This window comes from Pseudomonas sp. H1_D05, assembly GCF_054682705.1.
The window spans coordinates 2,848,867-2,860,680 of record NZ_CP162825.1 but is presented as its reverse complement, the minus strand read 5'-3'; the positions used below and the strand labels follow the sequence as shown (position 1 = coordinate 2,860,680).

Below are 11,814 nucleotides of genomic sequence, written 5' to 3'. Positions count from 1 at the left end.
CTGGTCAAGATTCGTTTACTGAGCGCAGCTACCACGCCGGGTAAGGTGCGACGACTGCCACGAAGGATCGTGGCGGACCACCGAAGGAAACCGAAATGTCCACGAATTACGCTGCCCCGACCCTTTCGCAAATCGCCGCTTCGTCCTCCGACATCCTCACGCTTCAGCTATCGACACTGCCCGATGTGTTGACCGCACTCGTCCCGGATTCCAGCGACTTCCCGGCGAACTGGAGCGTCTACCCGATTCTCGGCGACGACCCGCAAGAGCCGGAATGGGCAGGCGAAGAAGTGAACACCGGCACTTGGGACGATGCTGAAGACGAGATGGAAAAACTGACGGGGATCGAGTTGCAGTTGCCTAAAGAAGTGCTCCGTCCGTACCTGAACAGGGAGATTGAACTGCGCTACAAGTTTTGCGATGAGTCGAGTATGGAGCCGTTTTCGGAGGTGTTGAGGTTGCGGATTGAGGGCTGAACCTTGTCGTGCGGGAGCGGTTACCGTTCGTCGGAACTGGTATTTCTTACAGGTGTGTAAGAGGGCTACGCGCTTCTTAAATAGAAGCGCGCGGGTGACATCAATGCGCCGGCGCCTTCGATAACCTAAAGCTTAATAGACGGATCTTGACCATGAACGCACAAACTCAAACCTTGCCAGCCCCGACTCTCAAGCAAGCCGAAAACGGCACAGTCCGCATTAGCCAACTTTCCGACCCGACAGATGCCAAAGTACCTAACGGCCATGGCGCGTTGGCAGGAGACCAAATCGAGTTGTTCCTCAAGAGAACTCAAGGGACTTCCTGGACTAGCGGAGCAATCGCTATTACTCATCAACATGTCGGGAAGCCCATTGCGTTTGCGATCCCGAAGAGTGCGTTTGCAGTAGGTGCGGTAGCGGGTGAACAAGCCACCTTAACGTACAAAATCACCAAACCGTCTGGTATTGAAGTGATCTCTTCTCAAGCCAAATTCAAACTGGAGCCTTAACCCTCAGCCCCTCTGCGCCTGTGCCTCTTCATGGGCCTGGCGCAGTCTTTCACGGCTGTTGGTCAGGTGCAGACGCATCGCCGCACGCGCTGCATCGGAATCCTGACGGGCAATCGCGTCGTAGATTTCTTCGTGCTCACGGCTCAGGCGGCTCATGTAGTGCTGCTGATCATCATGGGCCAGGCGTGCCGAATTCAGCCGCGTACGCGGAATGATGCTGGTGCCCAGGTGGGTCATGATGTCGGTGAAGTAACGGTTGCCGGTGGACAGCGCGATTTCCAGATGGAAGGCAAAGTCCGAAGCAACAGCATCACTGGCATGGGCAGCGCTTTCGTTGAGCGCATCAAGGGCGGCGCGCATGGTCGCCAGTTGCTCGGCGCTGCGACGTTGCGCGGCAAGGCCGGCAGATTCGACTTCGAGGCTGATGCGCAATTCGAGAATCGCCAGAACATCACGCAGGGTGACGACAGTGGCCGGGTCGATGCGGAAACCACTCGGGCTTGGCGTGTCGAGCACAAACGTGCCGATGCCGTGGCGGGTCTCAACTTGACCGGCCGCCTGCAAACGGGAAATCGCCTCGCGCACCACGGTGCGGCTAACGCCATGGGCTTCCATGATCGCCGACTCGGTAGGCAGTTTGTCACCGCGCTTGAGCAGGCCATCGCGGATCTGCTCGCTCAGCACCGTCACCAGTTCCTGGGCCAGGCTGCGGCGCTTGCGCGGGAGACGCGGGGTGTCGATCAGGTTTTCCATGGTGTGCATCTTGTCTCGAAAATTCGGCTTGGGGGCATCATAGCTCAAGCGGGTTGTACGATCACTGGCCTGTTCAAATCGCTTTATGTAGGAGTGAGCCTGCTCGCGATGACGTCCGCACATTCAGCATCAATGTGACTGACCCAACGCTATCGCGAGCAGGCTCACTCCTACAGGGGTTTAACGGTGATCAGGCAGTCACGGTCTGTTCAACCAAATGGCCGCTGTCGATCCGCACGTGCCGTGGATGGAAGCGTTTCAAGCTGCTGCGATGGCCAACGCTGACAATGCTCAGCCCCGGCAATTGATCGATCAGCGCCTGATAAAGCGTCGCTTCATCCTCTTCATCCATCGCCGAAGTCGCCTCATCCATGTACAGCCACTGCGGTGCGTAAAGCAACGCACGGGCGAAAGCCAGTCGTTGCTGCTCACCCGGCGAGAGCATGCGTTGCCAGTGATTGGCCTCGTCCAGTCGCCCAATCAGATGCGGCAAGCGGCAGGTTTCCAGCACTTGTGCATAACGCTCCGGCGCGTAACTGTTGCCCGGCTGTGGATAACTCAACGCCTCGCGCAGAGTGCCGATCGGCAGATACGGTTTCTGCGGCAGGAACAGATACCGCGCCGCCGGCAAACGAATGTTGCCGTGCCCCGCCGGCCACAAATGCCCCATCGCCCGCAGCAGCGTCGACTTGCCGCTGCCAGAACGGCCGCTGAGCATAACCCGCTCGCCGGGTTCCACAGTCATGTCGGCACTGGTCAACAGATGGCGACCATCGGCCAGATCCAGACCGAGGTTGTGCACCTTCAATTCGCTGCCCTGATTCTGCACATCGATGGCCGGGGTGCGTTCTTCGTTGTTGCTCATCGCATTGCGGAAACTCAGCAACCGGTCACACGTAGCGCGCCACTCTGCCAGATCCTGATAAGCACTGATGAACCAGCTGAAGTTCTCTTGCACATTGCCGAAGGCCGAGTTGATTTGCATCAGCTCACCGAGTTCGATTTTGCCGCTGAAGTACCGTGGGGCCGCCACCATGAACGGAAAAATGATCGCGATCTGCCCATAACCCGAGGTAAAAAACGTCAGCCGCTTGGACACCCGCATGATGTCCCAGAAATTGTGCCAGACCAGACCGAAACGGTTACTCAGGCGCCGGTTTTCATTCGGCTCGCCGTTGTACAAGGCGATACTCTCTGCATTCTCGCGAACCCGCACCATCGAGAAACGCAGGTCGGCTTCAAAACGTTGCTGGTTGTTGTTCAAACCGATCAGACGCCTGCCAATCAAATGCGTCAGCCAACTACCAATCACCGCGTACACCAATGCACACCAGAACATGTAACCGGGAACAGTGAAACCGAACACCTCAATGCTTCCGGAAACGCCCCACAGGATGATCGAGAACGACACCAGACTGACGACTGTGCGGATCAGACCCAAGCCAAGGGCCAGTGTGTTGGCCGTGAATTTATTAAGGTCTTCGGAGATCCGCTGGTCCGGGTTATCGGTATAGCCACCCTGCTCCAGCTGGTAGTAGTTCTTGTGCTCCAGCCACCGGGTGAAATGCTTTTCGGTGAGCCAGGCACGCCAGCGGATGGTCAGCATTTGCGTCAGATACTGGCGATACACGGAGCCGAGAATCGCCACCGCCGCGATACCGCAGAAATACAGGATCAACTGCCAGAAGGCCGCCTCGTCCTTCTTCTGCAAGGCATTGTAAAAATCCTTGTACCAACTGTTGAGCCACACCGCGATCCATACGCTGAACAGCGTAAGCGCGATCACGGCAATCAGCAGCGTCCAGGCCTTGCCCTTCTCTTCGCTGCGCCAGTAAGGCGTGATCATCGCCCAAACCTTGCGAAAAAACTGCCCGCGCACAGCATCGTTGACCGCGGAATATTCAGCGTTCTGATTCATGGATAAGGCTCGAAATAGGAAAGAACAGACACGCACCGATCATAGATGATCGGTGCGTTTTATCGCGAGGGCTGGCGATAGTCGTTCAGCGCAGGTTCAGCGACGAACCGGGCGCTTCTGCAGTTTGCGCTGCAGGGTGCGGCGGTGCATGCCCAAGGCGCGGGCAGTGGCGGAGATGTTGCCTTCGTGCTCGGTGAGCACGCGCTGGATGTGTTCCCACTGCAGGCGGTCGACCGACATCGGGTTTTCCGGCACCAGACTGTCGAGGTCGGCGTGTTCGGACAGCAGCGCGGCCAGCACGTCGTCGGCATCGGCGGGTTTGCACAGGTAATTGCAGGCGCCGCGCTTGATCGCTTCGACCGCGGTGGCAATGCTCGAATAACCGGTGAGGATCACCACGCGCATTTCCGGGTCCAGCTCCAGCAGCTTGGGCAGCAGCACCAGACCGGAATCGCCGTCCATTTTCAGGTCGAGCGCGGCGTAATCAGGCAGATCGGCCTGGGCGATGGTCAGGCCTTCTTCCGCAGAACCTGCGGTGCTGACGCGAAAGCCACGGCGAGCCATGGCACGGGCCATTACTCGGGTGAACGTTGCGTCGTCATCGACCAGCAGCAAATGCGGCAGCTCTTCGCCTTCGACTTGGATTTCGTCACTCATGTTGGTCTCCTCGGGCGCCGTGAGGCAGGCGCAGCTCGGTGAGCGTGCCGCCTTCCTCATGACTATAGAGTTTCACTGAGCCGCCGGCGCGTGTCACGCTGGCCTTGCTCAAAAACAGGCCCAGGCCGAAACCTTTGCCCTTGGTGGTAAAAAACGGTTTGCCGATCTGTTCGGCGATGGCCAGCGGCACACCGGCGCCGTGGTCACGGATGCTGATGGTCACGGTTTCCGCGTCCCAGTCCAGGGTCACCTTGAGGTTTTCCGGGCAGGCGTCGGCGGCGTTGTTGAGCAGATTCAGCAAGGCCTGGGTCAAATCCGGCGGCGGCGCCATGCGCGGCACGGTGCCTTGGCCGAGACGGTGGAAGCGATAACTGGCCTCCGGACGCATCAGGTGCCAGCGATTCAGCGCTTCGTCGAGCCAGTCGGTGACGTCCTGCATCTCGACAGCCAGACGCCGGTTGGCCTCGGCGGCCCGCACCAGTTGCTGCAAGGTCTCCTTGCAAAGTTTGACCTGATCCTGCAGCACCTTCAGATCATCCTGCAACATCGGGTCGGGATGGTCCTGCTGCATTTCCTTGAGCAACACGCTCATGGTCGCCAACGGCGTGCCGAGTTCATGGGCAGCGCCAGCGGCCTGGGTGGCGACGGCGAGCAATTGCTGATCGCGCAGGCCTTCTTCACGGCGGATCGCGCGTAACTCTTCCTGACGGCGCAGCTCTTCAGCCATGCGTGCGGCGAAGAAGGTGATCACCGCAGCGGCCAGCGCAAAGCTCAGCCACATGCCGTAGATCTGCAGGTTCTCGCGGGCCACCGGCAGGGTTTCCAGCGGATAGAAACGCGTCAGCATCACGGTGTACAGCGCCAATGCGATACCGGAGAGAACTACCGAATAACGCCACGGCAGCGTCACGGCGGCGATGGTCAGCGGCACCAGATAGTAGGAAACAAACGGGTTGGTCGAACCGCCGGAGAAATACAGCAGCGCACTGTGGATTACCAGATCACAGGCCAGTTGCAGCGCATATTCGAGTTCGGTCACCGGCCACGAAGTGCGCAAACGCACGGCAGTGAACACGCAAAGCAGTGTCGAGCAGCCAAGGGTCATCGCCAGTTGCACCCACGGCAACGGCAGCAGTTGCAGCCAGTAAGCCAGGCCTACGGAGCCGGCCTGCGCGGCAAGCACCAGGGTGCGGATGAAAGTCAGCCGCCAGAGGTTCTGGCGAGTGGCAGATGTCAGTTGTACGGGGGCGAGCATGAGCTCTCCTGATGAGCGCTCCAGGCGGATCGCACGGAGTATAACCAAGCCGCGCCCTTGAGAGGCGAAAGTGCGGCAAACGACCACATGGCGAAAATATTTGCGGCGGCTATAAGAACGCCTTCGCGAGCAGGCTCGCTCCCACAGGGGAACGCATTCAAAGGTGGGAGCGAGCCTGCTCGCGAAGGGCTGCGCAGCAGCCCCGGCCATCTGTATAGAAGTTGTAACTGGGCGAACCGGAGCATAAAAGCTAGAGTCTGATGGTTTCACGCAGGCCCCCGAACCATCACCTGCGCCCTCATCAAGGAGCTTTCATGCACACATTTCGCCGCAGCGCCGCCCTTCTCGCCCTGACCGTCGGCAGCATCGCCAGCCTTCCGGCCCTGGCCGCCGATGAGCTGCACTACAACCAGATTTCCCTGCGCGCCGAAGTCAGCACGGAAGTCGCCCGCGACCTGATGATCGTCACCCTCTACACCGAAGAGCAAAACACCGACCCGGCCAAACTCGCCGCCGACGTCAGCACCACCATGAACAAGGCTTTGGCCCAGGCCAAGCAAGTCAAAGACATCACCCTGCGCCAGGGTAGCCGCAACAGTTACCCGATCTACGACACCAAAGGCCAGAAGATCACCGGCTGGCGTGAACGCGCCGAACTGCGCCTGGAAAGCTCCGACTTCGCCGCCCTGTCCAAACTCACCGGCGAACTGCTGGGCGATCTGAAAATGGGCGGCATGGACTTCGCCATCGCCGACCCGACCCGCAAATCCAGTGAAGACCAGTTGCTCAAAGAAGCAGTGACCGCCTTCAAGGCCCGCGCCCAACTGGCCACTGATGCACTGGGCGGCAAGGGTTACAAAATCGTCAACCTGAACCTCAACAGCAACGGTTATCCACAACCGTACCTGCGCGCACCGATGATGATGAAAGCGGCGGCGATGGATTCGGCGCCAGTGACGCCGGAAGTTGAAGCGGGCACCAGTCAGGTCAGCATGACCGCCGATGGCTCGATTGAAGTGTTGATGCAGTGATTTGATTTGCGCTGAATGAAAAACCGCCGATCGGTGAATGATCGGCGGTTTTTTTGTGCCTGGGATTTGCTGTGGATGAACCACCGTCTTCGCGAGCAAGCTCGCTCCCACAGTTTGAAATGCATTCCACCTGTGGGAGCGAGCTTGCTCGCGAAGAACGATAACGCGGTCTCAGGTCTGTGGATCAACCCGATCCAGCGCCCGATTCACCGCCAGCTCGGCCAGCATGATGATCTGCTGAATCGCCAACGCCGTATTGCGCTCGGGCCGGCCCAGTTGATCGGCAAAGTTACCGGTTAACGTGTTCGCCGACGCCAGTGACTCACAGGCATGCGCCAGCAGGCTTTCGGTGTCGATGTTCGGCTGGATCAGGAACATCGTGCTGGGCTGCCGGGGTTTGACCGGGTCGGGGCTGAGGTAGAAATCCAGGGCGCGTTTGATGGCTTCGCGGGTTTTGATCTGGTCTTCGGCGCGGATGGCGTCTTCGAGTGGGGTATCGAGGGGTGGGTCAGGTATCAATTTATCCATGGAAAATTTCCTTATGAACTGACGCCATTCATTTCCGATCTCACTCGAGAAATGAGGTGGCAACTATGCACGGAGTGAGATTACCGGTAAGGAAACCAACCCGGCCGGACAAAAGTCCGCCCGTACATAGCCGCCATAAAAACTGCTGACAGCATGAGCTGGCGGCGATTATGGAGGGGCTTGTGCAGGTTTCCAAATTCAATAACCGGGAATCTCACCTCCCGATCGCTGAGTTTTCAGCGACACCCAGAGCCTAAAGAGCGCACGTCCGACGGACAACCTGAAAACCTTGTGGGAAGGTTCTGGTTATTTGCATCAGATTTAAACAGCCAAAAGCCAACCCTCACCCTAGCCCTCTCCCAGAGGGAGAGGGGACTGACCGTGGTGTTTGGGAGAGTTACGCCGACGTGCGATACCGCGTCGAACTGAGGCTTTGAAAAACACAAAAATCGGCCCCCTCTCCCTCCGGGAGAGGGCTGGGGTGAGGGGCGAATCCACCACAAATCCAACGCCGACCACGCCCCGCTCTTCACCACTCAATAGGCCGAGTGTCAGCTCGCCTGCTTTTGATCTTGACCCACCGGCGACGTCGGAAGGCTGAGTGGAGGGATTGATCCGGGCGTGGGAGCGCAGCGACCGTTTGGCGCAGCCAAACACAGCGGGAGTAGGTGCAGCGAAGCAAACCGTAGGCGCTGCGCCCGGATCGATCCCGGAGCGAAGGAACCCCGAGCCCCAGCGAGCGGGCCGAACGTAGGAGCAAGCGTTTTTTGCTTACTTTTTTTGGCGTTTGAAAAAAAGTGAGTCGCCGTCAGGGCGAAACCCTAAGCAGACGTTACCGCAGCAACGGATATGTACCCAAAAAAGCCCCTACATATACCGAGATAGACACTCCAACAGGAAAAACGATATTTCCGAACACCCCCAAATCCCCGCTACCCTCAAAAAACCACCACCTCCAATCTCCGCGGGGACTCCATGCCAAGATTCACTCTAAAACCACTATTAATCACCCTCGCACTAACAACCATAGCCCCGCTGGCAAACGCCGCCACAACCCTGGTCTACTGCTCCGAAGCCAGCCCCGCAGGCTTCGACCCCAGCCAATACACCAGCGGCACCGACTTCGACGCCTCCGCCGAAACCGTCTTCAACCGCCTCACCCAATTCAAACGCGGCGGCACCGACATCGAACCCGGCCTGGCGACAAAATGGGACGTCTCCAGCGACGGCCTGCAATACACCTTCCACCTACGCCAAAACGTAAAATTCCACACCACCGACTACTTCAAACCGACCCGAGACTTCAACGCCGACGACGTGCTCTTCACCTTCCAGCGCCTCCTCGACCCGGATAACGCCTTCCGCAAGGCCTACCCCGCCGAATCCCCCTACTTCACCGACATGGGCCTCAACACCACAATCAAATCGGTAGAAAAACTCGACGAGCAAACCGTGCGCTTCAACCTCAACAACGTCGACGCCGCGTTCGTCCAAAACCTCGCCATGAGCTTCGCCTCGGTGCAATCAGCCGAATACGCCGCGCAACTGTTGAAGGAAGGCAAAGCCGCCGACCTCAACCAGAAACCGATCGGCACCGGCCCGTTCGTATTCAAGCGTTACCAAAAGGACTCGCAAATCCGCTACGCCGCCAACACGGCCTACTGGAAACCCGAAGACGTGAAGATCGACAACCTGATTTTCTCGATCACCCCGGACGCCGCCGTGCGCCTGCAAAAACTCAAGGCCGGCGAATGCCAGGTCAGCGGCTACCCACGCCCGGCCGACATCGAAGTGATGGAAAAAGACCCGAATCTGCGTGTGCTCAAGCAGGCCGGTTTCAACCTCGGCTTCCTCGCCTATAACACCACCCACGCGCCACTCGACCAGCTCAAGGTGCGGCAGGCGCTGGACATGGCCATCGACAAACCGGCAATCATCAAAGCCGTCTACCAAAGCGCCGGCCAGCTGGCCCAAAACGCCTTGCCGCCGGCGCAATGGTCGTATGACCCGAACATCAAGGACGCTCCCTACGACCCGGCAAAAGCACGGGTGCTACTGAAAGAAGCAGGGGTTGCGCCGGGTACAACCATCAACCTTTGGGCGATGACAGTGCAACGCGCCTCAAACCCGAATGCGCGGATGTCGGCGCAGATGATCCAGCAGGATTGGGAGAAAATCGGCATCAAGGCCAACATCGTCAGCTACGAATGGGGCGAGTACATCAAACGCGCAAAAAATGGCGAACACGACGCCATGATTTATGGTTGGACGGGTGACAACGGTGACCCGGACAACTGGCTGGGCGTGCTCTACAGCTGCGCGGCGGTAAAAGGCAGCAACTACGCCAAATGGTGCGATCCGGCCTACGACAAACTGGTGCAACAGGCCAAGTTGTCCACCGACAAAGATCAACGGGTAAAACTGTATCAACAGGCGCAACTGATCCTCAAACAGCAGGTGCCGATCACACCGATTGCCAACTCCACGGTGTTCCAGCCGCTGCGCAAGGAGGTCACTGACTTCCGGATCAGCCCGTTCGGTCTTACCCCCTTCTATGGCGTGGGTATAAATAAGTAACACCATGCCCCAAGGCGGCGCGCACAACGTGACCAATGCACCGTTTTGGGGCTTCATTTGCACCGTAAAAACCACCCGCAAACGGTCAAATGCGTCAGAAGTTACACAGATGCGACATTAAGGTACGTTCGTGCCACGCTTTGTGGCCGGCAGTCGTTCTGGATCTTGCAATGGGTATGGCCCCTGCATAAGTATCCGCAGGCACGACTCACGAGGTCGTACCTCACAACTAAAAAATGACAACAAATCATGAGGCCAACATGCTTAAACACGCGGTCATTCCGTTTTTAGTCGGCGCAGGCTTGTTAGCCTCCGCACCTTTCGCATCCGCTGCGACTAACCTGGTGTTCTGCTCCGAAGGCAGCCCGGCCGGTTTCGACCCAGGCCAGTACACCACCGGAACCGACTTCGACGCCTCAGCCGAAACCATGTTCAACCGTCTTACCCAGTTCGAGCGCGGCGGCACCGCCGTGATTCCTGGTCTGGCGACCAAGTGGGACATCTCCGATGACGGCCTGACTTACACCTTCCACCTGCGTGAAGGCGTCAAGTTCCACACCACCCCGTATTTCAAGCCGACTCGTGAGTTCAACGCCGACGACGTGCTGTTCACCTTCAATCGCATGATTAACAAGGATGACCCGTTCCGTAAGGCGTACCCGACCGAATTCCCGTACTTCACCGACATGGGGATGGACACCAACATCACCAAGATCGATAAAGTCGACGACCACACCGTCAAGTTCACTCTGAAAGAAGTCGACGCGGCGTTCATCCAGAACATGGCGATGAGCTTCGCCTCGGTACAGTCCGCCGAGTACGCAGCGCAGCTGCTGAAAGAAGGCAAGGCTGCCGACATCAACCAGAAGCCGATCGGCACTGGTCCGTTCGTGTTCAAGAGCTATCAGAAAGACTCCAACATCCGTTACACCGGCAACAAGGATTACTGGAAGCCTGAGGATGTGAAGATCGACAACCTGATCTTCGCCATCACCACTGACCCGTCGGTACGTATTCAGAAGCTGAAAAAGAACGAGTGCCAGGTCACCCTGTTCCCGCGTCCGGCCGATCTGAAAGCGCTGAAAGAAGACAAGACCCTGAAGATGCCTGACCAGGCTGGTTTCAACCTGGGTTACATCGCCTACAACGTGATGGACAAGGTCAAGGGCAGCAACGAAGCCAACCCACTGGCTGATCTGCGCGTCCGTCAGGCGCTGGACATGGCCGTCAACAAGCCGCAAATCATTGATTCGGTTTACCAGGGCGCAGGCCAACTGGCGGTCAACGCCATGCCGCCGACCCAGTGGTCTTACGACACCACCATCAAAGACGCCAAGTACGATCCTGAGAAAGCCAAGCAACTGCTGAAGGAAGCTGGCGTCAAGGAAGGTACCGAAATCGTTCTGTGGGCGATGCCGGTGCAGCGTCCGTACAACCCGAACGCCAAACTGATGGCTGAAATGCTCCAGTCCGACTGGGCCAAGATCGGCTTGAAAGTGAAGATCACCAGCTACGAATGGGGCGAGTACATCAAGCGTTCCAAAGGTGGCGAGAACCAGGCCATGATCATTGGCTGGAGCGGTGACAATGGTGATCCGGACAACTGGCTGAACGTGCTGTTCGGTTGCGACTCGCTCAGCGGCAACAACTTCTCCAAGTGGTGCGACAAGAAGTTCGACGGCCTCGTCAAAGAAGCCAAGCGTACAACCGACCAGGCCAAGCGCACCGAACTGTACAAAGAGGCGCAACACGTCCTCAAAGATGCAGTCCCGATGACACCTATCGCTCACTCGACGGTGTACCAACCCATGCGCGCCAACGTGCAGGATTTCAAGATCAGCCCATTCGGCTTGAACTCCTTCTACGGCGTCAGCGTCAGCAAATAAGGCACTGCAGCGGCGACGTTTATAACGTCGCCGTTGTTTTACCTGCCGAGAAGTTAGGAAATTGCCTACAACCAATTCCGCTGCGGATTACCGCAGAGGTATAGGACGCGTCGCCTTTTCCTACGAGATTTAAGGCATTTACGCATTTACTGCCAGAACCGCGGCCCCTACCGTCGGGTACTGACCAGTGTCTGCGTGGGCCACCGGTTTGCCGTACGTACTGG

Annotated in this window: 10 protein-coding genes; 5 read left to right on the top strand and 5 right to left on the bottom strand. The window is 58.1% G+C overall.

Translation table 11 applies throughout. The features are described 5' to 3' along the window. Positions 1 to 95: 95 nt before the first annotated feature. Together AB4O11_RS12745 and AB4O11_RS12740 are read left to right on the top strand one after the other, a co-directional pair. Positions 96 to 476 (top strand): hypothetical protein, encoded by a 381-nt coding sequence (locus tag AB4O11_RS12745; protein WP_460089872.1) that lies wholly within the window; start codon positions 96 to 98, stop codon positions 474 to 476. A gap of 152 nt (positions 477 to 628) precedes the next feature. Beyond that, positions 629 to 985 carry a hypothetical protein gene (locus AB4O11_RS12740; protein ID WP_460130792.1) on the top strand — a complete coding sequence of 119 codons (357 nt, stop codon included), beginning with the start codon at positions 629 to 631 and terminating at the stop codon, positions 983 to 985. A 3-nt stretch (positions 986 to 988) separates the two neighbouring features. Here AB4O11_RS12740 and AB4O11_RS12735 read toward each other — a convergent pair whose 3' ends face one another. From AB4O11_RS12735 to AB4O11_RS12720, 4 genes are all read right to left on the bottom strand, one after another. Beyond that, the gene (locus AB4O11_RS12735) at positions 989 to 1,738 is read right to left on the bottom strand and encodes a FadR/GntR family transcriptional regulator (RefSeq protein WP_175559635.1); all 750 of its coding nucleotides are present in this window, start codon (positions 1,736 to 1,738) and stop codon (positions 989 to 991) included. Between the two features lie 190 nt (positions 1,739 to 1,928). Continuing rightward, positions 1,929 to 3,656, bottom strand: coding sequence for an ABC transporter ATP-binding protein/permease (locus AB4O11_RS12730; RefSeq protein ID WP_460130791.1), 1,728 nt, complete (start codon positions 3,654 to 3,656; stop codon positions 1,929 to 1,931). Between the two features lie 96 nt (positions 3,657 to 3,752). Continuing rightward, positions 3,753 to 4,313 carry a response regulator transcription factor gene (locus AB4O11_RS12725; protein ID WP_003221630.1) on the bottom strand — a complete coding sequence of 187 codons (561 nt, stop codon included), beginning with the start codon at positions 4,311 to 4,313 and terminating at the stop codon, positions 3,753 to 3,755. Then, positions 4,306 to 5,568, bottom strand: coding sequence for an ATP-binding protein (locus AB4O11_RS12720; RefSeq protein ID WP_093435878.1), 1,263 nt, complete (start codon positions 5,566 to 5,568; stop codon positions 4,306 to 4,308). Before AB4O11_RS12720 ends, AB4O11_RS12725 begins: the two co-directional genes overlap by 8 nt. A 314-nt stretch (positions 5,569 to 5,882) precedes the next feature. Here AB4O11_RS12720 and AB4O11_RS12715 point away from each other — a divergent pair, with 314 nt between their 5' ends. Continuing rightward, positions 5,883 to 6,599 (top strand): SIMPL domain-containing protein, encoded by a 717-nt coding sequence (locus tag AB4O11_RS12715; RefSeq protein ID WP_038357511.1) that lies wholly within the window; start codon positions 5,883 to 5,885, stop codon positions 6,597 to 6,599. Positions 6,600 to 6,770: 171 nt separating this feature from the next. Here the strand turns inward: AB4O11_RS12715 and AB4O11_RS12710 are convergent, their stop codons facing one another. After that, on the bottom strand, positions 6,771 to 7,127 hold the full coding sequence (locus AB4O11_RS12710) for a DUF6124 family protein (protein ID WP_099757991.1): 357 nt from the start codon (positions 7,125 to 7,127) through the stop codon (positions 6,771 to 6,773). Between the two features lie 975 nt (positions 7,128 to 8,102). Between AB4O11_RS12710 and AB4O11_RS12705 the strand changes: the two genes are divergently transcribed. Both AB4O11_RS12705 and AB4O11_RS12700 read left to right on the top strand, forming a co-directional pair. Continuing rightward, positions 8,103 to 9,704: an ABC transporter substrate-binding protein gene (locus tag AB4O11_RS12705; RefSeq protein WP_460130789.1), complete on the top strand. Its 1,602-nt coding sequence runs from the start codon at positions 8,103 to 8,105 to the stop codon at positions 9,702 to 9,704. A 260-nt stretch (positions 9,705 to 9,964) separates the two neighbouring features. Then, entirely contained in the window at positions 9,965 to 11,590 is a 1,626-nt protein-coding gene (locus AB4O11_RS12700) for an ABC transporter substrate-binding protein (protein ID WP_093435868.1), read from the top strand. Positions 11,591 to 11,814: the final 224 nt, after the last annotated feature.